The sequence below is a fragment of the Sphingomonas sp. CFBP 13714 genome (assembly GCF_014842205.1).
Taxonomy (GTDB): Bacteria; Pseudomonadota; Alphaproteobacteria; order Sphingomonadales; family Sphingomonadaceae; genus Sphingomonas; species Sphingomonas aerolata.
This window is the reverse complement of sequence record NZ_JACYVG010000003.1, coordinates 277,113-298,636: the sequence shown is the minus strand read 5'-3', so window position 1 is coordinate 298,636 and position 21,524 is coordinate 277,113. Positions and strand designations below refer to the sequence as shown.

The 21,524-nt window shown below is 67.1% G+C and carries 22 protein-coding genes and 2 riboswitches; of the genes, 17 read left to right on the top strand and 5 right to left on the bottom strand.

Annotated elements, in window-relative coordinates:
* Window positions 1-9: 9 nt before the first annotated feature.
* Window positions 10-897 (top strand): LysR family transcriptional regulator, encoded by an 888-nt coding sequence (locus IFT54_RS09210; RefSeq protein WP_192070397.1) that lies wholly within the window; start codon window positions 10-12, stop codon window positions 895-897.
* Here the strand turns inward: IFT54_RS09210 and IFT54_RS09205 are convergent.
* Complete coding sequence (locus tag IFT54_RS09205; protein ID WP_192070396.1) at window positions 852-1,349, bottom strand: MarR family winged helix-turn-helix transcriptional regulator; 498 nt, start codon at window positions 1,347-1,349, stop codon at window positions 852-854. The genes IFT54_RS09210 and IFT54_RS09205 overlap by 46 nt on opposite strands.
* 88 nt (window positions 1,350-1,437) lie before the next feature.
* On the opposite strand from IFT54_RS09205, the gene hppD reads away from it, so the two are divergent.
* From hppD to cobO, 10 genes are all read left to right on the top strand, one after another.
* Complete coding sequence (gene hppD, locus IFT54_RS09200; protein WP_192070395.1) at window positions 1,438-2,508, top strand: 4-hydroxyphenylpyruvate dioxygenase; 1,071 nt, start codon at window positions 1,438-1,440, stop codon at window positions 2,506-2,508.
* A 16-nt stretch (window positions 2,509-2,524) separates the two neighbouring features.
* Window positions 2,525-2,956, top strand: coding sequence for a Rieske (2Fe-2S) protein (locus IFT54_RS09195; RefSeq protein WP_197984641.1), 432 nt, complete (start codon window positions 2,525-2,527; stop codon window positions 2,954-2,956).
* Window positions 2,957-3,024: 68 nt separating this feature from the next.
* Window positions 3,025-4,191, top strand: a complete 1,167-nt coding sequence (locus tag IFT54_RS09190; RefSeq protein ID WP_342354796.1) for an isovaleryl-CoA dehydrogenase — start codon at window positions 3,025-3,027, stop codon at window positions 4,189-4,191.
* 31 nt (window positions 4,192-4,222) lie between these two features.
* A complete protein-coding gene (locus IFT54_RS09185) occupies window positions 4,223-5,824 on the top strand; it encodes a carboxyl transferase domain-containing protein (protein ID WP_192070394.1) in 1,602 nt (533 codons plus the stop codon).
* A 4-nt stretch (window positions 5,825-5,828) separates the two neighbouring features.
* The gene (locus tag IFT54_RS09180) at window positions 5,829-6,314 is read left to right on the top strand and encodes a hypothetical protein (RefSeq protein WP_192070393.1); all 486 of its coding nucleotides are present in this window, start codon (window positions 5,829-5,831) and stop codon (window positions 6,312-6,314) included.
* The gene (locus tag IFT54_RS09175; RefSeq protein WP_192070392.1) at window positions 6,311-8,146 is read left to right on the top strand and encodes an acetyl/propionyl/methylcrotonyl-CoA carboxylase subunit alpha; all 1,836 of its coding nucleotides are present in this window, start codon (window positions 6,311-6,313) and stop codon (window positions 8,144-8,146) included. The genes IFT54_RS09180 and IFT54_RS09175 overlap by 4 nt, the downstream gene beginning before the upstream one ends.
* Window positions 8,146-8,598, top strand: a complete 453-nt coding sequence (locus IFT54_RS09170; protein ID WP_192070391.1) for a MaoC family dehydratase — start codon at window positions 8,146-8,148, stop codon at window positions 8,596-8,598. The genes IFT54_RS09175 and IFT54_RS09170 overlap by 1 nt, the downstream gene beginning before the upstream one ends.
* Entirely contained in the window at window positions 8,595-9,419 is an 825-nt protein-coding gene (locus tag IFT54_RS09165; protein ID WP_192070390.1) for an HpcH/HpaI aldolase/citrate lyase family protein, read from the top strand. The genes IFT54_RS09170 and IFT54_RS09165 overlap by 4 nt, the downstream gene beginning before the upstream one ends.
* Before the next feature lie 58 nt (window positions 9,420-9,477).
* A riboswitch (cobalamin riboswitch) is annotated at window positions 9,478-9,710 on the top strand.
* Between the two features lie 182 nt (window positions 9,711-9,892).
* Window positions 9,893-11,851 carry a TonB-dependent receptor plug domain-containing protein gene (locus IFT54_RS09160; RefSeq protein ID WP_192070389.1) on the top strand — a complete coding sequence of 653 codons (1,959 nt, stop codon included), beginning with the start codon at window positions 9,893-9,895 and terminating at the stop codon, window positions 11,849-11,851.
* The gene (gene cobO, locus IFT54_RS09155; protein WP_197977715.1) at window positions 11,851-12,450 is read left to right on the top strand and encodes a cob(I)yrinic acid a,c-diamide adenosyltransferase; all 600 of its coding nucleotides are present in this window, start codon (window positions 11,851-11,853) and stop codon (window positions 12,448-12,450) included. Before IFT54_RS09160 ends, cobO begins: the two co-directional genes overlap by 1 nt.
* Here the strand turns inward: cobO and IFT54_RS09150 are convergent.
* A complete protein-coding gene (locus tag IFT54_RS09150) occupies window positions 12,447-13,295 on the bottom strand; it encodes an ABC transporter substrate-binding protein (RefSeq protein WP_446740665.1) in 849 nt (282 codons plus the stop codon). The genes cobO and IFT54_RS09150 overlap by 4 nt on opposite strands.
* A 67-nt stretch (window positions 13,296-13,362) precedes the next feature.
* Here IFT54_RS09150 and IFT54_RS09145 point away from each other — a divergent pair, with 67 nt between their 5' ends.
* From IFT54_RS09145 to cobS, 6 genes are all read left to right on the top strand, one after another.
* Entirely contained in the window at window positions 13,363-14,358 is a 996-nt protein-coding gene (locus IFT54_RS09145) for a FecCD family ABC transporter permease (protein ID WP_192070388.1), read from the top strand.
* Window positions 14,352-15,137, top strand: coding sequence for an ABC transporter ATP-binding protein (locus IFT54_RS09140; RefSeq protein ID WP_107045877.1), 786 nt, complete (start codon window positions 14,352-14,354; stop codon window positions 15,135-15,137). The genes IFT54_RS09145 and IFT54_RS09140 overlap by 7 nt, the downstream gene beginning before the upstream one ends.
* Window positions 15,138-15,158: 21 nt before the next feature.
* Window positions 15,159-15,345, top strand: a riboswitch (cobalamin riboswitch).
* Window positions 15,346-15,442: 97 nt separating this feature from the next.
* Complete coding sequence (locus IFT54_RS09135; protein WP_056407800.1) at window positions 15,443-15,859, top strand: DUF1636 domain-containing protein; 417 nt, start codon at window positions 15,443-15,445, stop codon at window positions 15,857-15,859.
* Window positions 15,856-16,869, top strand: coding sequence for a nicotinate-nucleotide--dimethylbenzimidazole phosphoribosyltransferase (gene cobT / locus IFT54_RS09130; protein WP_192070387.1), 1,014 nt, complete (start codon window positions 15,856-15,858; stop codon window positions 16,867-16,869). Before IFT54_RS09135 ends, cobT begins: the two co-directional genes overlap by 4 nt.
* On the top strand, window positions 16,866-17,444 hold the full coding sequence (locus IFT54_RS09125; protein WP_192070386.1) for a histidine phosphatase family protein: 579 nt from the start codon (window positions 16,866-16,868) through the stop codon (window positions 17,442-17,444). The genes cobT and IFT54_RS09125 overlap by 4 nt, the downstream gene beginning before the upstream one ends.
* Window positions 17,441-18,157, top strand: coding sequence for an adenosylcobinamide-GDP ribazoletransferase (gene cobS, locus IFT54_RS09120; RefSeq protein ID WP_192070385.1), 717 nt, complete (start codon window positions 17,441-17,443; stop codon window positions 18,155-18,157). Before IFT54_RS09125 ends, cobS begins: the two co-directional genes overlap by 4 nt.
* On the opposite strand, the gene IFT54_RS09115 is transcribed toward cobS, so the two are convergent.
* From IFT54_RS09115 to IFT54_RS09105, 3 genes are read right to left on the bottom strand one after another with little or no spacing between them, the layout of a single operon-like run.
* The gene (locus IFT54_RS09115; RefSeq protein WP_197984625.1) at window positions 18,125-19,603 is read right to left on the bottom strand and encodes a cobyric acid synthase; all 1,479 of its coding nucleotides are present in this window, start codon (window positions 19,601-19,603) and stop codon (window positions 18,125-18,127) included. The two genes, cobS and IFT54_RS09115, sit on opposite strands and share 33 nt — an antisense overlap.
* Window positions 19,603-20,541: an adenosylcobinamide-phosphate synthase CbiB gene (gene cbiB / locus IFT54_RS09110; RefSeq protein WP_192070383.1), complete on the bottom strand. Its 939-nt coding sequence runs from the start codon at window positions 20,539-20,541 to the stop codon at window positions 19,603-19,605. Before cbiB ends, IFT54_RS09115 begins: the two co-directional genes overlap by 1 nt.
* Window positions 20,534-21,508 carry an aminotransferase class I/II-fold pyridoxal phosphate-dependent enzyme gene (locus IFT54_RS09105; RefSeq protein WP_192070548.1) on the bottom strand — a complete coding sequence of 325 codons (975 nt, stop codon included), beginning with the start codon at window positions 21,506-21,508 and terminating at the stop codon, window positions 20,534-20,536. The genes cbiB and IFT54_RS09105 overlap by 8 nt, the downstream gene beginning before the upstream one ends.
* Between the last annotated feature and the right edge of the window lie 16 nt (window positions 21,509-21,524).

The window sequence follows — 21,524 nt, the reverse complement described above, 5'->3', positions numbered from 1 at the left end:
GGGGAATGAATGGATCCGGATGCCGCCTTGTTCGTCGACGTTGTCGCGGCCGGAAGCCTGAGCGGAGCTGCCCGCTTGCGCGGCGTCTCTCCGGCGATGGTATCGAAACGGATCGTCCGGCTCGAGACGCGGCTCGGGGTGCGCCTGCTCAATCGTACGACACGGCGGCTCGAGCCGACGGCGCGAGGGGAACGGTATCACGCGGACATGGTCGCGATCCTTGCCGCGATCCGGGAGGCCGAGGGGCGGGTCGGCGACCGGGCCGCCGGGCCGAGCGGTCCGCTCCGCGTCAGCGCACCGACGTCGTTCGGGCGCTTGCACATCGCACCCCGGCTCAAGCCCTTTCTTGACGCGCACCCTGACATCGCGTTCGAACTGAATCTGTCCGACGGTTTTTCGGACCTGCTCGGCGAGGGGATCGACCTTGCGATCCGGATCGCGCCGACGGTAGAGCCGGGTTTTGACGCGCACCGGCTGGGCGACAGCCGCCGGGTCCTGTGCGCCGCACCCGCTTATCTCGAAACGGCGGGCATTCCCGGCAGCGCGGCGGCGCTGGGTGACCATCGGCTGCTCGCGGCGCGCGGGCAGATGCCGTGGCGGCTGACGGGGTCTGACGGCGATTTCACGATCGATGCCGCGAGCCACGTGCGCACGAATTCGAGCGAGGTCGTGAGAGAACTCGCGCTGTCGGGCATGGGGATCGCGCTGCGGTCGCTGTGGGACGTCAGCAGCGATCTGGCGGCGGGGCGGCTCGTTCGCGTCCTGCCGGCAATCGAGGGGAGCGCGGATGTCGGGATCTTCGCGCTGCACCCGCGCGGTGCAGTGCCGTCGTCGGTTGTCGCGCTGCTCGACTATTTGCGGACGTTGTGGACACCGTCACCGCCCTGGGCCGGCTGATCGAGCGCGCTGGTCACCGCGTCGATCCGACGGAGCATCGCCGTGAACGCGGCGACTTCGGCCGGGTCGAACGGTGCAAAGATCCGCGCCTCCAGATCGCGTGCCTTGGGTGCGACCGCAGCGTAAAGCGTGCGCCCGGCATCGCTGAGCATCAACAGGTGCGAGCGACGGTCGCTGGCATTGGCGCGCCGTTCGAGAAGGCCGCGCTCGACCAGCGCGATGGCCGCGCGGCTTACCGTAACCTTGTCCATGCGCGTACGATGACCGATTTCCGCCTGGGTGATGCCGCCGGTTTCGGCGATGACGGCGACCAGCCGCCATTCGGGGATCGAGAGACCGAACAGCGATTCATAGCTGCGCGCGATCGTGTCGCTGACGAGGTTCGACGTGAACGACAGCCGGAATGGGATGAAGTCGTCGAGCAGCAGTGGGCGGTCGGATGAAGCGGTCATGGCACGGGATAGTATCAGTTGACACGATCTGCGCAAACGCGCAGTTGGTATCCAACGATACTATAAAGCTGTGAGAGGCTGTCGCATCATGGAGCATATGGACGTCAACCCGATGGGGTTGGATGGTTTCGAGTTCTGCGAGTTCACATCGCCCGATCCGGCGGCGATGGGCAAACAGTTCGAGCAATTGGGTTTCGTGCCCGCGTCCCGGCATCCGACCAAGGCAGTGACCCGGTACAAACAGGGTCGCATCAACCTCTTGCTAAACGCCGAGCCGACGGGGCAGGCCGCGACGTTCCGCGCTGACCATGGTCCTTCGGCGAACGGCATGGCGTTCCGTGTTGCGGACGCCAAGGCGGCCTTCGACGCTGCGCTGGCACGCGGCGCGAAGGCGGCCGATGCGTCGCGCGGCGCGCTGGGCGACGAGAGCTACGCGCTGGAGGGGATCGGCGGATCGTTGCTCTATCTTGTCGACCGTCATGGCGGCGCTGGCAGCCTGTACGATGCCTGGGATCAGATCCCGGGTGCGGCGGAGGCCGAGGCGGAGAATTCGGTCGGTCTCGATCTGCTCGACCATCTCACGCACAACGTAAAGCGCGGCCAGATGCGGACCTGGTCAAATTTTTACGGCCAGATTTTCGGGTTCGAAGAGCAGAAATATTTCGACATCAAGGGCAAGGCGACGGGCCTGTTCAGCCAGGCGATGATCGCGCCCGATCGCGCGATCCGGATTCCGCTGAACGAGAGCCAGGACGATCACAGCCAGATCGAGGAGTTCATCCGAGATTACAACGGCGAAGGCATCCAGCATCTCGCGCTGACCACCGACGATATCTACACGACCGTCGAGAAACTGCGGGCTCGCGGCGTCCGGTTGCAGGACACGATCGAGACCTATTACGAACTGGTCGACAAGCGTGTGCCGAACCATGGCGAAGATCTCGAGCGGCTGCGGCGTAACCGGATCCTGCTCGACGGCAATGTCGGTGAGGAGGGGCTGCTGCTTCAGATCTTCACCGAGCCGCTGTTCGGGCCGATCTTTTTCGAGGTCATCCAGCGCAAGGGCAATGAGGGGTTCGGCAACGGCAACTTCCAGGCGCTGTACGAATCGATCGAACTAGACCAGATCCGGCGTGGGGTGATCACGGTCGACGCGTGACGACATCGTGACGGACATGCAGGGCCAGCGGGGCGACGACAGTGTCGTGAGCGATGCGCCGTCATCGGCGCGGCTGTTCGCCACGCCGGCCGGTATCGCGCTCGGGTCGATCGAGGCGATCGCACCCGGCCAGTCGCGAGGCTATGTCGTGCAGATGCGCGCGGGGCGGTTCCACGGTTTTGCGGTTCGGCGCGGTGACGGGGTCGTCGGCTATGTCGACCGCTGCCCGCACGCTGGACTGCCACTGGCGCGCACCCTCGACGACTATCTGAGCCCGAATGGCGACCTGATCGTCTGTGGGTGGCATTCCGCACTGTTCAGGATCGACGATGGCCGCTGCGTCGGCGGTCCCTGCATGGGGCAAGCGCTTGCGGTCTGGCCGATCACGGTCGTAGACGGCGTGATCACGACGCTTGGTGCGACAGCCGCGGTCCCTGACCCCCGCTGAGCGCCACGCGCGAACGATAATGAGAATAGCCCGGCAAGCCACGGGGATAGAATGATAAGGAGAGTTTCGTGACGCCAGATTTCGACTTCGCGCTGGGCGAAGCCGCGGACATGATCCGCGAGACGACGCAGCGTTTTGCGAAGGAGAAGATCGCTCCGTTGGCGGCTAAGATCGATGCGGAGGATTGGTTTCCCCGCGAGCTCTGGCCGGCGATGGGCGAGCTGGGGCTGCACGGCATCACCGTCGAGGAAGAGTATGGCGGGCTCGGGCTCGGCTATCTCGAGCATGTTGTCGCGGTCGAGGAAGTATCGCGCGCATCGGCGTCGATCGGCTTGAGCTATGGCGCGCATTCCAATCTGTGCGTCAATCAGATCCGCCGCTGGGGCAATGCCGAGCAAAAGGCGAAATATCTGCCCAAGCTGGTGTCGGGCGAGCATGTCGGAAGCCTCGCGATGTCCGAGGCCGGGGCGGGTTCCGACGTCGTGTCGATGAAGCTGAAGGCGGTGAAGACCGAGAGCGGCTATGTCCTGAACGGCACCAAGTTCTGGATCACCAACGCGGCCTATGCGGATACGCTCGTCGTCTATGCGAAGACGGGCGAGGGATCGAAGGGGATCACCGCCTTCCTGATCGAGAAGGGCATGCCGGGTTTCGCGATCGGGCAGAAGATCGACAAGATGGGCATGCGGGGCTCCCCGACTGCCGAGCTCGTCTTCACCGATTGCCACGTGCCGTTCGACGCGGTGATGGGACCGGAGAATGGCGGCGTCGGCGTGCTGATGTCGGGCCTCGACTATGAGCGCGCGGTGCTCGCGGGCATTCAGCTCGGCATCATGCAGGCCTGTCTCGACGTGGTCATCCCCTATGTCCGTGAACGCAGGCAGTTCGGGACCGCGATCGGGCAATTCCAGCTGATCCAGGCCAAGGTCGCCGACATGTATGTCGCGTTGAGTTCCGCGCGCGCCTATGTCTATGCCGTCGCGCGGTCGTGCGATGCGGGCAAGACGACGCGGTTCGACGCGGCGGGCGCGATCCTGCTGGCGAGCGAGAGCGCGGTGAAGGTCTCGCTGGAATCGATCCAGGCCCTGGGTGGCGCGGGGTATACCAAGGACTGGCCGGTCGAGCGCTTCATGCGCGACGCCAAGCTGCTCGACATCGGCGCGGGAACGAACGAGATCCGCCGGATGCTGATCGGACGCGAACTGATCGGTGCCGCGCCCAAGGTGATGCAATGAGCGCGCGGCTTACATCGGGGCGGGGTGAGCGGTGAGCGGTCCCGTCCTCGATACGAAGCTGTCGGTCGACGCCGAGACGTTCCAGGCGAATGCAGCGCACAACCGTGCACTCGCCCAGCGCCTGCGCGACGACGTTGCGCGCGTCGCGCTCGGCGGGGACGCCCGGTCGCGCGACCGGCACGTTGCACGTGGCAAGCTGCTTCCTCGCGACCGGGTCGAGCGCTTGCTCGATCCGGGTTCGCCGTTTCTCGAGATCGGCCAGCTCGTCGCCAATGGCCTGTATGACGACGCGGTGCCCGGCGCAGGGGTAATTGCGGGGATCGGCCGCGTGGCCGGGCGCCAGTGCATGATCCTGTGCAATGATGCGACGGTGAAGGGGGGGACCTATTTCCCGCTGACTGTCAAGAAACACCTGCGAGCGCAGGAAATCGCACAGGAAAATCGCCTGCCGTGCATCTATCTCGTAGATAGTGGCGGGGCGAACCTGCCCCATCAGGCGGAGGTGTTTCCCGATCGCGAGCATTTCGGCCGGATTTTCTACAACCAGGCGCAGATGTCGGCGCTGGGGATTCCGCAGATTGCCTGCGTGATGGGAAGCTGCACCGCGGGCGGCGCCTATGTCCCGGCCATGTCCGACGAGACGATCATCGTCCGCGGGCAGGGCACGATCTTCCTTGCTGGGCCGCCGCTGGTCAAGGCGGCGACGGGCGAGGTAATTTCTGCGGAGGACCTCGGCGGTGCGGATACGCATGGGCGCAGGTCTGGCGTCGTCGATCATGTCGCGGAGTCGGACGACCACGCGCTGACGATCGTTCGCGACATCGTCTCGACCTTGCCGCCACAGGTCCCTGTCACGGTGAACCAGCAACCGGCGCGCCCTCCGAAATACGACGCCGAGGGGCTTTACGGTGTCGTGCCGTCCGACGTCCGGGCACCGTATGACGTGCACGAAGTGATCGCACGGCTGGTCGATGGCAGCGAATTCCATGCGTTCAAGGCGCTTTATGGTACGTCGCTGGTGTGCGGGTTCGCGCATATCCACGGGATCCCCGTCGCGATCCTTGCCAACAACGGCGTCCTGTTCAGCGAAAGCGCTCAGAAGGGGGCGCATTTCATCGAGCTCGCCTGCCAGCGCAAGGTACCGCTGCTGTTCCTCCAGAACATCTCGGGTTTCATGGTCGGCGGGAAGTATGAGGCGGAAGGCATTGCCAAACATGGTGCAAAGCTCGTGACGGCAGTCGCGACCGCGACCGTGCCGAAGATCACGGTGCTGATCGGCGGCAGTTTCGGCGCCGGCAATTACGGCATGTGCGGACGCGCCTATTCGCCACGTTTCCTGTTCAGCTGGCCGAACAGCCGGATCAGCGTGATGGGCGGCGAACAGGCGGCCTCTGTCCTCGCCACCGTTCACCGCGACGCGGACGACTGGACGGCGGAGGAGGCCGAAGCGTTCAAGGCGCCGGTTCGTCAGAAATATGAGGACGAGGGGAATCCCTGGTACGCGACGGCGCGGCTGTGGGACGACGGGATCATCGATCCCGCGCAGACCCGCGACGTGCTCGGCCTCGCGCTCGCCGCGACGCTCAACGCTCCCATCGCCGAACGCCCCGCGTTCGGTGTGTTCAGGATGTAAGCCGATGATCCTGCTATCGTTTCTGCTAGCCGCGGGTCAGGTCACGCCGGTCCAGCCGATCGTCAAGGGCACCGGCCTGCCGCCAGCCGTGGTGACTGAGGAGGCCGGCGTCATGGTGCCGATCGACGCGATGTTCGCCGCGTTGGCCGCCCGCGATGGCCAGGCACTGCTCGCCCAGGTGCGCCCCGATGGGGGTGCTACGGCCGTGGAAGAAAAGGCCGACGGCACGCGCATCATCCGCCGGACCGCCTGGTCCGACTTCGCCTCCGGTCTGAAGCCCGGACCGGAGCGATATGCGGAACGCCTGACGGATCCCGCCGTGGATATCGATGGCGATATCGCGATGGTATGGTCGCCCTATGTCTTCACCATCGACGGCCGGATCGCGCATTGCGGGATCGACCATTTCGACATGGTGCGCGAAGCGGGCCGGTGGAAGATCCTCAACATCACTTGGTCCAAGCGGACCACCGGATGCCCCGCGCAATGATCGAATCACTGCTCATCGCCAATCGCGGCGAGATCGCCTGCCGAATCATACGCACAGCTCGGGCGTTGGGAATCCGCACGATCGCGGTCTATTCCGATGCCGATGCGGGCGCGCTGCATGTCCGGCACGCGGACGAGGCGGTGCATATCGGTGCGAGCCCGGCGCGCGAGAGCTATCTGGTCGGAGAACGGATCATCGCCGCCGCGCGCGCAACCGGCGCTGAGGCCATCCATCCGGGGTACGGGTTCCTGTCCGAGAATGCGGACTTCGCGCAGGCGGTGCTCGACGCAGGGATCCTGTGGGTTGGCCCCGATCCCGACAGCATCCGCGCGATGGGGCTGAAGGATACCGCAAAGCAGCGGATGATGGCGGCCGGCGTCCCGGTGACACCGGGCTATCTGGGGGAAGACCAGTCGCCTGATCGGCTCCAGCGCGAGGCGGATGCCATCGGCTACCCCGTCCTGATCAAGGCCGTTGCGGGCGGCGGCGGCAAGGGTATGCGCCGCGTCGATGCGTCCGCCGACTTTGCCGACGCGCTCGCGTCGTGCCAGCGCGAAGCCTCTGCGTCGTTCGGCAATACCGACGTGCTGATCGAGAAATATATCCTCTCGCCGCGGCATATCGAGGTGCAGGTGTTCGGCGATCGGCAAGGCAACGTCGTCCATTTGTTCGAACGCGACTGTTCGTTGCAGCGCCGGCATCAGAAGGTGATCGAGGAGGCCCCGGCCCCCGGCATGGATGATGCGACGCGCGCGGCGATCTGCGCGGCGGCGGTGCGCGCGGCACAGGCCGTGAACTATGTCGGCGCGGGTACGATCGAGTTCATCGCCGATGCGAGCGAAGGCGTGCGCGCCGATCGGATCTGGTTCATGGAAATGAACACCCGGTTGCAGGTCGAGCATCCCGTCACCGAGGAAATCACGGGACAGGACCTTGTCGAGTGGCAGCTGCGGATTGCCAGCGGCGAGGCGTTGCCGCTGCAGCAGCATGATCTTGCTATCCGCGGCTGGGCGATCGAGGCGCGGCTCTATGCGGAGGATCCCGCCAAGGGGTTCCTGCCGTCGATCGGGCGGCTCGAGGCGTTCGATCTGGGTGATGCGACGCGGGTCGATACGGGTGTCGAACAGGGGGCGGACATTTCGCCCTATTACGACCCGATGATCGCCAAGGTGATTGCCTGGGGCGACACGCGTGAAGCCGCGCGCGAGACGTTGGCGGAGGCGCTGGACAAGGCGGTCGTCTGGCCGGTCCGGTCGAATGCGGGGTTTCTCGTTCAGGCACTCGATCACCCGGATTTCGTCGCCGCAACGCTAGATACCGGGCTGATTGCGCGCGAGGGGGCGGCGCTGATGCCCCCGGCGCAGCCCAGCGAGGAAGCACTGATCGACGCCGCGCGCACGGTCGTACGCGCCGAGCCGATGGCGGGTTTTCGTCTCAACGCGGCCCCTTTGAAGGCCGCGCGGTTCCTGCTCGACGACGACGCGGTGACGATCGATCTCGACGGTCGCGGCGTCGATGCACCGGTCGATGCCACCCTCGTTTCCGATGCCGGGCAGACCTGGCAGTTGCGGCCCTGGCGTGCGTCTGGCGCGGCGCTGGGGGCGGCAGCGGATGGCGCGATCTTGTCACCAATGCCGGGACGCATCATCGCGGTCGACGTGGCTATCGGGGACCGTGTCGCAAAGGGGCAGAAGCTCGTGACGCTTGAGGCGATGAAGATGGAGCATTCGCTCGTCGCGCCATTCGACGGGACGGTTGCCGAACTGACCGCGATCGACGGCGGGCAGGTGAGCGATGGCATGGTGCTCGCACGTATCGAGAAGGATGATTGATGGCCGGCCGCTATTTCGACCAATGGGCGATCGGCGACCGGATCGTCCATGAGATCCGCCGCACTGTCACGGAGACGGACAACCTCCTGTTTTCGACGATGACGCACAATCCGCAGCCGCTGCACCTCGATGCGGAGGCGGCGAAGGCGAGCGAATTCGGCCAGATCCTCGTCAACGGCACCTTCACCTTCGCGCTGATGGTCGGCCTGTCGGTGGGGGACACGACGCTCGGGACGCTCGTCGCCAATCTCGGTTACGACAAGCTCGTGCATCCAAAACCCGTCTTTATCGGCGACACGATGCGCGCCGAGACCGAGGTCGCCGAGCTCAAGCCCAGCCGGTCGCGCCCGAACGCCGGGATCGTCACATTCATGCACCAGCTGATCAACCAGCGTGACGAGATCGTCTGTCAGTGCCTTCGCTCGGCGCTGCTGCTGCGGACGTCGGCATGAGGTTGCGCTCGCTGCTATTCGTGCCCGCAGACCGGCCCGAGCGTTTTGCGAAGGCCGCAGCGAGCGGGGCCGATGCCATCATCCTCGATCTGGAGGATTCGGTCTCGCTCTCCCGCAAGGCTGTTGCCCGCGAGGCGGTCCGGGCCGCGTTGCAGGACCACACCGACGTCGTGCGGATGGTCCGGATCAATCCCGTCGACTCGGGGTGGCTGGACGACGATATCGCTGCGGCGAGGGGCGCCGATGCGATCATGCTGCCCAAGGCGACCGGACCCGCGACCGTCCTCGCGCTGGTCGAGGCTTATGGCGATGACTGTCCGCCGATCCTGCCGATCGCGACCGAAGTGCCCGCCGCGATCTTCACACTGGGCGAATATGCGCGGGTCAACGGCCGGTTATGCGGCCTGACCTGGGGCGCCGAAGACCTGCCCGCGGCGATCGGCGCGGCGACCAGTCGGGAGGACGACGGGTCCTATACCGAGCCCTATAAGCTCGTCCGATCGCTGCTGCTGTTCGGCGCGCATGCGGCGGACGTCGCGGCGATCGAGACGGTCTATCCTGCAATCGCGGACATTGACGGGCTGGCAGCCTATGCCGCGCGCGGCAGCCGTGACGGCTTTACCGGCATGATGGCGATTCATCCGTCGCAAGTCGCCACGATCAACGCCGCGTTCACGCCGGATGCGGCGACCGTTGCACATGCGCACGCCGTCGTCGCTGCGTTTGCAGCGGCTCCCGAGGTGGGCGCGCTGCAGCTTGATGGGCGGATGATCGATGCGCCGCACTTACGTCAGGCGCGGGCGATCCTCGCGCGGCTCTAGGCCCATTGGCGGCAGGAAATTTCTGCGCTACCGTCGCCCTGCGAGACCGGTGAAGGCCGGGGTCGCAGATTGCGTCGGTGCCCCTCGGGGCTTCAAAGGGAATGCGGTGCGGGAGGCGATCCTCCTCATGCCGCGGCTGTCCCTGCAACTGTAAGCGGTGAGTGCGGTGCGCATGTTCCTTCGTCACGAGGGGACGACCACTAGGCCTGAGCGCAAGCGCAGGGCCCGGGAAGGTCGCGTACCGGGCGTCGACCCGCGAGCCAGGAGACCTGCCGGCGCTCGGTCGCTCTTGCCATGGTCCAGGGGATGACTGCGGCACGGTACTCCGTCTGAGCGACGAACCATGCGGCGGGGGCCGCATCGGTGCGCGTGGCGGGTGCGGTTCGGCGTACACCCCAAGCGTTGCGCCGGCTGTCCGTAGCATCGGACGGCAGGCCCCGGCCGGTCGCTCGTGACGCCGGGGGTATCGTTTCATGACCAGAATTTTCGTTTCGCTTGTGGCGCTCGCCACCGCCACGGCCTTTGCATCGCCGGCCGCGGCCGAGCCTGATCCGGTTACTGCGGCGACGGGCGAGGCGGCAGGGGGCGGCGCCGAGCTGGTGATCACCGCATCGCGATCGGGGGACGCGGTTCCCGCCGATCAGCTCGGGGCGTCGGTGACGGTGCTCGACGCCGCCACGCTCGACCAGCGGCAGACCCGGATCGTGTCCGACGTGCTGCGCGACGTTCCCGGACTGGCGGTCAGCCGGACCGGCGCGGTCGGGGGGACGACGCAGGTCCGAATCCGCGGATCGGAGGGCAATCACGTGCTCGTGCTGATCGACGGGATCGAAGTGTCCGATCCCTATCAGGGCGAATATGACTTCGGCACGCTGATTGCCGACGAGGCGGCACGGGTCGAGGTGCTGCGCGGCCAGCAATCGGCGCTGTACGGGTCCGACGCGATCGGCGGCGTCATCCAGTATCTCACGCTGAGCGGCGCGGAGGCCCCGGGCGTATCACTACGGGCCGAAGGGGGATCGTTCGGCACGTTTTCGGGAGGCGCCCGGGTCGCGGGCGTAGCGGGCAATCTCGATTACGCGCTATCGAGCTCGACCTACCTCACCGACGGCACGCCGACCGCACGGGGCGGATCGCGCGACATCGGCGCGAAGAGCGTCGGCGCGACGGGCAAGCTCAGCTGGTCGCCGACCGACACGCTGAAGGTCACGGGCGTCGGGCGCTACAGCTATACCGATGCCGACAGCAACGACACGGCATTGAGCGGCCCGCAGTTCGGCACGATCGTCGATACGCCAGGCGCGCGCAGCACGGTCGAGGCATATTACGGGCTGGTTCGCGCCGAACTCGCGCTGGCGGATGGCCGCTGGACGAATGCGCTCAGCGGCCAGTTTGCCGATACGACACGCCGGGCGCTGGTCGACGATGCCTTGAGCTTCGGCAACAAGGGACGCCGGTACAAGGGATCGTTCGAAAGCGCCTTCCGGTTCGGCACCGATCGCATCCGGCATCGGCTGACCGCCGCAGTCGATGTCGAGCGTGAGGAATTTCAGACGCTTAGTCCGGTCCCTTCGGAGTTCGTCTTCACAGGGCGGCGGCACACCGACAATGTCGGGATCGTCGGACAGTATGACGTCGTGATCGACGACGCGCTAGCGATCGGCGGATCGGTGCGGCGCGACGAGAATAACCGGTTCGACGACACCACCACCTACCGCGCGCAGGCGAGCTATCGTTTTGCGACCGGAACGCGGGTGCGCGGTGCCTACGGTACCGGCGTGAAGAACCCCGGCTACTTCGATCTCTTCGGCTATTCCGACGGTCGTTACATCGGCAATCCGAACCTCAAGCCCGAAAAGTCAAAGGGGTGGGAAGCCGGGGTCGAACAGGCTTTCGGGGGGGATCGTGCGACGATCGGCGCGACCTATTTCGACAGTCGGCTGACGAACGAGATCTTTACCACCTATCCTGCCCCCGACTTCGTCGCGACGCCCGGCAACCGCAATACGCGATCGACGCAGCATGGCGTCGAGGTGTTTGCTACAGCCCAGCCAATTCCGCAGCTGCGCTTCGACCTCGCCTATACCTATCTGAAGGCGCGCGAGGACGGGGGCGTGGAGATCCGGCGACCCAACCATATCGGCAGCGTCAACATGACTGCGTTCAGCCGCGACCAGCGCGCCTCGGCAACGCTCACCGTTCGGTATAATGGCCGGCAGCAGGACGACGCCTATACCGATCCGAGCTATGTCCCGGTCCGCGTCTCGCTCCAGGAATATGTCCTCGTCAACCTGAACGCGGCGTACAAGTTGACGCCCGGGCTGTCGGTTTTCGGTCGGGTCGAAAACCTGTTCGACGAGCGGTACGAGGAGGTGTTCAGCTATGTTGGCCAGGGGCGCGGCGCCTATGTCGGCGTGAAGGCAGCATTCTGATGCGGAGCGAGGCGGAGCACACGGCGCGGATGGCCAAGAAGAAGGTCGTCCAGGACAAGATCGTCGCGGCCAAGACGATCGAGAAGGGCCTGCTGATGGTCCACACCGGACCGGGCAAGGGCAAGACCACCGCGGCGCTTGGCATGGCGGTGCGGATGATGGGGCATGGGCGAAAGGTCGGGATCGTACAGTTCGTCAAGGGTGCGATGACGACCGGCGAGAAGGTCATCTTTGACGCCTTTCCCGATCTGGTCGAATTCAAGCCGATGGGCGAGGGCTTTACCTGGGATACGCAGGATCGGGCCCGCGATATCGCGGTGGCGCGCGAAGGGTGGGACGAGGTCCGCCGAATGATCCTCGACCCGAGCTATGCGATGGTCATCGCCGACGAGATCAACATCGTCCTGCGCTATGACTATCTGCCACTCGACGAGGTGCTTGCGGGGTTCGCGGCGCGACCGGCGATGACGCATGTCGTGGCGACGGGACGCAACGCGCCCGAGGCGTTGATTGCCGCGGCGGATCTCGTCACCGAGATGGGGCAGGTCAAGCATCCGTTCCGGGGCGGGGTCAAGGCCCAGGCCGGCGTTGAGTTCTAACGGTCGCGGCGAGGACTAGCTGGACGCTGCGTGCGCAACTGCGCCGCGAGGCTTTGCGCGGCCAGCACATAGGCGGGACCTCCGCAGACGGTCCACGCCTCGGGGATGCGCAGACGGGGAATCCCGTCGAGAATCGGATGATGCAGCATTTCGGTGCCCTGATCGGTCACGCGGTCGGTGGCGCTCGCAACGACGAGATAGTCCGGGCGTGCCAGCGCCATTTGTTCGAGCGACAGTTGCGAAAGTGCCGGCTTGCCGAGCCGGGTCGCGAGATTGGCCAGCCCGAGACGCTGCATCAGTTCGTCGACGAGCGTGCCGGTACCGGTCAGGAAACCCCGACGCTGATAATAGGCCGCCGTACGACCACCTCCCGGGGCGCGCGGCAATCGTGCGAGCGCGGTGTCCATCCGGCGGATCAGCGTTTCGCCGCGATCGGGGTGCCCGATGGCTGCGGCGACCTGCCGGACTTGCGTCACGATCGCGGTATAGCTGTCAGCGGGGGGCAGATCGAGCGTCGCGACGTTCCGGCCGGCGAGAACTGCGGCGACCGTCTGGCGTCGGAACGGCGAGGAGATCACGAGATCGGGGCGGAGCATCAGGACGTCTTCGGCGCTGCCACGGCTGACTGGGATGGTACGCGCGGCGTTGGCGGCCGCGGACATGTTCGGATCACGCGCGAACCGGGTCAGTGCGACGATCTGCGCGGGGTCGGCCAGCGCCAGAAGATACTGGTCAGCGCACAGGTTGAGCGAAACGATACGCGCCGGCGGTCGAGGCGCCGCCGCCTCGGCAGGTGCGCCGGCGGCAGCGATCATCAGGATGGTCAGGAGACGGCGGCCGCGCATGCGCAAAACCCTGCCGCAGCGGGCGCTTATGCGCTAGGCGGAAATCGATGCGGTGGGATCTGGCACTATGGGACGCGTGACGCGTGCGCGATTGGTCGGTGGCCTCGCGCTGCTTGCGGTGCTGGCCGGCGCCGCGTCGGTCGCGGTGGGTAGCGCGGCGATCCCGCTGGCGCATGTCGTGCGGGCGCTCAGCGGGCAGGGCGATCCGATCGAACGCGCGATCCTGTTCGAACTTCGGCTGCCGCGCGCGATCCTAGGGCTCGCGGTCGGCGCGATGCTGGGGCTGTCGGGTGCTGCGCTGCAGGGATTCCTGCGCAATCCGCTGGCCGAGCCATCGGTGCTGGGCGCGTCGAACGGCGCATCGCTGGGCGCGGTGATCGCGCTGTATTTCGGGCTGGCGGAGCTTCATCCGGCGATGCTGCCGATCGTGGCGATCGCCGGGGCGTTCGCGGCGCTGGGGTTGCTGTTCGTGCTGGCGGCCGGGTCGCAAAGCGCCTTGTCACTGATCCTCGCGGGGATTGCGGTTGGAACGCTGGCCGTCGCGGGGGTCAGTCTGGCGCTGAACCTGTCCCCCAACCCGTTTGCAGCGATGGAGATTATGACCTGGTTGCTCGGGTCGCTCGAAGACCGGTCGTTCAGCCATGTCGCGCTGGCGCTGCCCTGTATCGCGCTCGGCATGGTGCTGGTCGCCTGGGACGGCCATGCGCTCGACGCGCTGACGCTCGGCGAAGACGGTGCGCGCGCGCTCGGCGTCGATCTGCGTCGGACGCGCATGCGGATGCTGGTCGGGGTGGCGATCGGGGTTGGCGGGGCGGTCGCGGTATCGGGCGCGATCGGGTTCATCGGCCTGATCGTTCCGCATCTCGTCCGGCCGATGACCGATCGTTCGCCATCGACGATTCTGCTCCCCTCCGCATTGGGCGGTGCTGCATTGCTGACCTTTGCGGACGTGCTGGTACGCGTGATCCCGACGTCGAACGAACTCAAGCTGGGGGTCGTTACTGCGTTTCTCGGCGTGCCGGTGTTCCTCGTGCACCTCATGCGCGAGCGGCGGCTATGGTAGCCCTCTCCGCGGACCGCCTCAGCGTCCGCCGTGCAGGGCGGGTCGTGGTCGACGATGTCAGTTTCTCGGCAGAGGGCGGCGCGCTCATCGGGATCGTCGGCCCCAATGGGGCGGGCAAATCGACGCTGGTCCAGGCGCTTCTCGGGCTGGTTCCCGCTACTGGAGATATCCTGCTCGACGGGGTTCCGCTGGCGGAGCGCTCGCGACGTGAGATCGCGCGGACGGTCGCGTATCTGCCGCAGGGTCAAAGTCTTCATTGGCCGCTGAGCGTCGAACGTCTCGTCGCGCTGGGCCGCTTGCCCCATCTCGCACCGCTGTCGCGCATTTCTCAGCAGGATCGTGATGCGATTGCCCGTGCGATGGCAGCGGCGGACGTGACCATGCTTGCGGCGCGTGTCGCGACCGAGATTTCGGGGGGCGAGCGGGCCCGCGTCCTGCTGGCAAGGGCGCTCGCGGTGGAGGCGCCGGCGCTGATCGTCGACGAGCCACTCGCGTCGCTCGATCCCGCGCATCAGATCGCAGTCATGGAGATCCTGCGGGCGCAGGCCGCGCGGGGTGTCCTGGTGATCGCCGTCCTGCATGATCTGGGGCTCGCCGCACGCTATTGCGATCGCATCCTCGTGCTAGACGCGGGCCGGCTCGTCGCCGACGGCGCGCCGTCGGCAGTGCTGACGCCGGCGCGGCTGCGTGAGACCTATGGTGTTCGGGCGTGGTTCGGATCGATCGAGGGCGTACCGGTCGTGGTACCGCTGACGCGTGACAGCGCGCAGGGCGATTGACCCGGGCCGCTCGCCCGGCCTATCCCTCTGACCGCGACAGGTTCCCCGGCGACGGGGATGAAAAGGGAACGGGAGAACCCCGGCTGCCCCTGCAACTGTAAGCGGCGAGCCATCGTGCCATCATGCCATTGGGATCCCGGTCCCGAGAAGGCGGCGCGAAGGGCTGTGACCCGTGAGCCAGGAGACCTGCCCGTCGCGGTCGTCTTTCGTCCGGCCAGGGTGCGCCGAGCGGACGGGGGTAAACCCGCGCGACGACATAACCAGCCTGCGGCCTGTGCCGTGGGCGCGTATGTCATGGGGTTTCAATGCCGAATCTACTGGTTCCCGCCGAAGACGGTGCGGCCGTCGTCGCCTGCAGCACCTGCCGCGCGTCCACCGATGCGAAGGACGATGCCGAGGGCATGCGGGGCGGTGCGAGACTCGTCGCGGCGTTGCAGGCGGTCCAGGCGAGTGATCCGCGCTATGCCGGGATTGCGGTCCAGGCGATGCCGTGCCTGTTCGCCTGTCAGGATTTCTGCACTATCCATGTCCGCGGCCCGGCGAAAATCGGCTATGTTCTGGGGCGCTTTACCCCGGATGAAGAGGCTGCGCGCGCGATCCTCGATTATGCCGTGCTGCATGCGGAGAGTGCGGAGGGGCAGGTTCCGTTTCGGCAGTGGCCGGCCGGGATCAAGGGGCATTTCATCACCCGGACGCCCCCCGCGGGCTATGTCGCGCAGTGACGCTGTTCCCCTCGGTCGCAGCGTTCGAGGCGGCGCTGGAGGCCCTTCCCACGGCAAACGAAGCCGCGCGGGCTGCGGCATCGCTGCGGCAGGGGCAATTGACCAAGCCGCCCGGATCGCTTGGTCGACTTGAGGACCTCGCAGTCTTCATGGCGGGCTGGCAGGGGCGCGAGCGGCCGCGGTTCGAGCGCGCGAGGGTGGCAATTTTCGCGGGAAATCACGGCGTTGCGGTGCACGGGGTCAGCGCTTTCCCGGTTTCCGTGACCGCACAGATGGTCGAGAATTTCCGCCATGGGGGCGCGGCCATCAATGCGCTGGCGGATGCCGTCGGGCTCGAGCTGATCATCGCCGACATCGATCTGGAAACCCCTACGGCGGATTTCACGACGGCACCGGCGATGGACGAAGCAGCGTGTCTCGCCGCACTCAACATCGGCGCCGACGTCATCGTGCCGGGTCTCGACATGCTCGTCGTGGGTGAGATGGGGATCGGGAATTCTACGTCGGCCGCAGCACTGTGTCTGCGCAGTTACGGCGGAACCGCCGCGGACTGGGTTGGGCCGGGGACGGGGGTTGATGTGGCGGGAATCGCGCGGAAAATCGCGGTGGTCGAGGCGGGGATTGGGCGGCATGCTGATTCCCCTCGTACACCGTTCGAGACATTGCGGCGGGTGGGGGGGCGTGAAATCGTCGCGATCGCTGGCGCGGTGGTGGCGGCGCGGCTGGCGGGGGTGCCGGTTGTGCTCGACGGATTTATTTCGTCGGCGGCGATCGCGCCGATTGCGGCGGCGTATCCTGGCATCACAGAGCATTGCATTGCCGGACATTGTTCGGCCGAACCGGGGCATGAGCGACTGCTCGCTGCGCTGAAACTCGAGCCTTTACTGCGGCTTGGGATGCGGTTGGGGGAGGGAAGCGGGGCGGCGGTTGCGGTCGGGGTGATCCGGTCGGCGGTGGCGGCGCATGACGGGATGGCGACGTTTGCCGAGGCGGGGGTGTCGGTGGCGTGAGTGCGCCGTTCCTGCTCCACCTGTTGCGGCATGGTGCGCCTGAACTGACCGGGCGGATGCTGGGGCGGACCGATAGTCCGGTTACGGCGGGAGGTTTGGCGGCCTGTGTAGCGCGGGTAAAACCGCTGAATTTCAAGCAGATCGTCTGTTCTGATCTCATGCGATCGCAGGCTATCGCGGATGCGATCGGGCGGGAGCGGGGGCTGGCTCCAACGACCGATGCGCGGTGGCGGGAGCTGGATTTTGGGGATTGGGACGGGCTGGCTGCGGCGGAGATCGACGCTGCCTCGTTGCAGCGGTTCTGGGACGATCCGGATGGCGCACCGCCACCGGGTGGGGAACGGTGGAGCGATCTGGTCGCGAGAATTACCGATGCGATAGAAGACCTTACCCCAGAAACCTCATTGATCGTGACACATGGCGGGGCGATCCGGGCTGCGCTGAAATCGCTGTGCGGGTTCGGGTTGCGCGAGCTTTGGGCGTTCGATTTGCCCTATACGGCGTTGCTTACGCTACGGATCTGGCCGGACCGGACGGCGCAGATCATGGCGCTCCAGACGGATCCGGTTTCGTGAAGCGGCTGTTCGTCGCCTTCGGCTTCCTGACGCGCGTGTCGATGCCGCAAGTCACTGCGGACGCTGAGGACTTTGCCGCCGCGATCCGGTGGTATCCGGTCGTCGGGGCGTGCATCGGGGTGGTCGTCGCGGGCGCGGGGTGGGTCGGCGCGCTGATCGATCCTTGGACCGGTGCGCTCGCCGCGCTGGTAATTTGGGTAGCGATTACAGGGGCTTTGCACCTGGATGGACTGGCAGATCTGGCGGACGGGCTGGGTGCCGCGCATGGCGATCGCGACCGGCTGATCGCGGTGATGGCGGATCCGCATATCGGCAGCTTCGGCGTTGTGATGATCGCCCTGCAACTCCTTGCAAAACTTGTCTTATTGCATGCTGTCTCCGCGCAGGGATGGGCGGTCGTGATCGTCGTCCCGATGCTCGCGCGGATCGGGCCGTTGTGCTGGGCGCGGTGGGTGCCGCTGCTCCGGGAGGGCGGGCTGGGAGGGATGGTCGCAGGGAAGATCAGGGTGCACGATCTGGTCTTTTGGGGGTGCGTAACAGGGTGTTTAGGGGTGCCTGTGCCTGCCGTTGCAGGGGCCCCTGCACTGATCGCGGTATTCGGCTGGTGGCTGATCCGGCGGGTCGGCGGCGTATCGGGGGATTGCCACGGCGCGGGGATCGAATTCGTCGAGACCGGGATGCTAGTCGCGCTCGCCATTGCCGGCCGCGTCTGAGCCCGCCAACTCCGACAGCGCGATCAGCGCGTCGATATCGAGATGGCGTTCGAGCGTTTCCGCAATCGCATCGAGCGCGGCGTCGATCGACGCGCCATGGTCGGGCCCGACCGCGTCCACCCCGAGCCGGCTTAGCCAGGCGCAACGCTGTTCCGCGAGGCCGAGCAGGCCGTGGACATAGCTGCCCGCGACGAGCCCGTCGGGACTGACCGCGCCGTCGCGGCGACCATCGTCGCGGGTCGTGAGCGCGCGCGCGGTGTCGGGGCCGGTGGTTTTGCCGATATGGATCTCATAGCCGTCGAACCGTGCGCCGATCGCGGTGCCGGCGACGCGTTCGAGCGTCTTGGCGGGGGACAGGATCGTCGCGACGTCGAGCAGGCCGAGCCCGGGGGCGATACCGGCGGAACCCTCCAGCCCGTCCGGATCGGCGATGCTGCGGCCGAGCATCTGATAACCGCCGCAAAGCCCGAGCACGGGGCGGCCGCGGCGGCGATGCGCATGGATATCGATGTCCCAGCCCTGCGCGCGCAGAAAGGCGAGGTCGGGGATCGTCGCCTTGGAGCCGGCGAGGATGATCATGTCGGCGTCGGGGATCGGTTCGCCGGGCGGGACCATGACGAGCGTGACGCCGGGGTCGAGCCGGAGCGGGTCGAGATCGTCGAAATTGGCGATGCGCGGGGTGATCGGACAGGCGATGACGATCTGGCCGTCTTGCCGGCCGTGACCGGTCTGGCGTTCGAGGATGACCGCGTCCTCGCTCGGCAGGCGGGCGGCCTCGGGCAGCCAGGGGATGACGCCATAGCCGCGCCAGCCCGACCGCGCCTCGATCGCGCGATAGCCGTCGTCGAACAGCGCGGGGTCGCCTCGAAACTTGTTGACGAGGAAGCCGTGGATCATCGCGGCATCGGCGGGATCGATCACCGCGCGCGTGCCGACGAGCGAGGCGATGACGCCGCCCCGGTCGATATCGCCAATCAGGATGACGGGGACGCCGGCGGCGCGCGCAAAGCCCATATTTGCGATGTCGGCGGCACGCAGATTGATCTCGGCGGGGCTGCCCGCGCCCTCGACGACGACGATGTCCGCCTGCGCACGAAGCCGGTGATAGCTGGCGAGCACGTCGTCCATCAGCCCCTCGCGCCCCTCGCGCCAGCGGCTCGCGCGGAGGATGCCGCGGACCTTGCCGTGGACGACGAGCTGCGAACTGCGGTCGCCCTGCGGTTTCAGCAAAACGGGGTTCATGTCGGTGGTCGCAGCGGTGCGCGCAGCGATCGCCTGGGTCGCCTGCGCGCGGCCGATCTCGCCGCCATCGGCGGTGACGGCGGCGTTGTTCGACATGTTCTGCGGCTTGAAGGGGCGGACGGAGAGCCCGCGATTGGCGAGCGCGCGGCAGAGGCCGGCGACGAGCACCGACTTGCCGACGTCGGAGCCGGTGCCCTGGAGCATCACCGCACCCACAGCAGCGCCCCCGTGACGAGCCAGAGCAGCAGGCAGGCGCGGCGATAGACCTGAAGCGCGCGGGCGATGTCGGCGGCGGTGGCGGCGGGGCGGCCGCTGCCGATCCAGGGCTTCAGCTGGGTGACGCCGTCATAGCTGACCGGCCCGACGAGCCGCAGGTCGAGCACGCCCGCCATCGCTGCCTCGGGCCAGCCGGCATTGGGCGAGGCGTGCTTGCGCGCGTCGCGCCGCATCACGCGCCAGCCGCCGGGACCGGCGAGGCACAGCAAGGCGCCGCTGATCCGCGCGGGGATCCAGTTGGCGAGATCGTCGATCCGCGCCGAGGCCCAGCCGAACGCGCGCCAGCGTGGCTCGCGGTGGCCGATCAGGCTGTCGGCGGTGTTGATCGCCTTGTAAATCCACAGCCCGGGAAGCCCGCCGATAAGCACCCAGAAGAGCGGCGCGACGATGCCGTCGCAGAAGCTTTCGGCAAGGCTTTCGATTCCGGCGCGGGCGATGCCGGCGGAATCGAGCCGGTCGGTGTCGCGACCGACGATCTTGCCGACCGCGATCCGCGCGCCCTGCACGTCACCCTTGCCGAGCGCGGCGGCGATCGGCGCGACGTGATCGTTGAGGCTGCGCTGTGCGAGACCGGGGGCGGCGAGGAGGCCAATGCCGATCCAGGCATAGCCGCCGAGATAGGTCGTCAGCAGCCAGGTCGCGCCCCAGGCGATCCCGCCCGTCACCGCGAGCGTGATCACGAGCGTCGCGACCCCGGCGATGCGGCGTGTTGCGTCGGGCCATGCCGGACGGTTGAGCGCCTTTTCGAGGCTGCCGATGATTGCGGCGATCGCGCCGACGGGGTGACCGATCCGGCGGTAGAGCCGTTCCGGCCAGCCGAACGCGGCGTCGAGAGCGAGGGCGATGAGCGCGACGGGATCAGCCATGCGCGAGCGCCGCGTCGAGACGCGCCAGCGCGGCCGCGTCGGCCGGGACGCCGAGACGGAGCCAGCGGGGGTCATAGGTGAAGGGACGCGTCAGGATGCCCGCCATGTTCAGGCGCTCGAACAGGGACTTGGCGTCGTCTGTTACGACGAGGCGGAAGAGTGGGCAGGCGCCTTTTGCAGTCAGCCCATGGCGGAGAAGCACCGCGTCGAGCGCGGCCGCGCGAGTGACGAGCTGCGTTCGCGTCGTCTCGATCCAGTTGCGGTCGGCATAGGCGGCGGTGCCGATCGCGAGCGCGGTGGCGGAGATCGGCCAGCTGCCCAGGCGGTCGCGGACCCGCGCGACGATGCCGGGCGGTGCGATCATGAAGCCGAGCCTCACGCCGGCGAGGCCGAAGAATTTTCCGAATGATCGGAACAGGATGGCGGGATCTTCTGCGGAAAGCTGCGAGGCGAGGCCGGCGTCGGAGAGCGTGTCGGCGAACGCCTCGTCGACGACCAGCCAGCCTGCACTTTCGTGGAGCCGGTCGATCACTGGCCTGAGCTTGTCCGGACTTACCAGTCGGCCGTCGGGGTTGTTCGGGTTGGCGAGCAGGATGGTGCCGCCGCAGGCCGCTTCGTCGGCGAGGCTGTCGATCGAGATGCGCGCGGGGAAGACCGCTTCGTGCGTCGCGTAGCTGGGGCCGACATGGCGGGCGGGGGAAGGCAGGCCGAGCGCGCCGAGCAGGCGGAGGCCGATCTCGGTGCCGGGCAGCGCGACGACGCGCGCGGGCTCGGCGCCGAAATGGCGCGCGGCGACCGCCTCGAGCGCGGCGAGCGCGGCGGGCGAGGGGAGGCTGCGCAGGTCGACCGCGAGATCGGCGGGCGGCTCCCACGCGCAGGGGTTGATTCCGGTCGACAGGTCGAGCCAGGGACGCGGCGCGTGCGGGTACAGCGCCTGCGCGCTGTCGATCCGGCCGCCATGTTCCATCAGCGCGTGCACATGC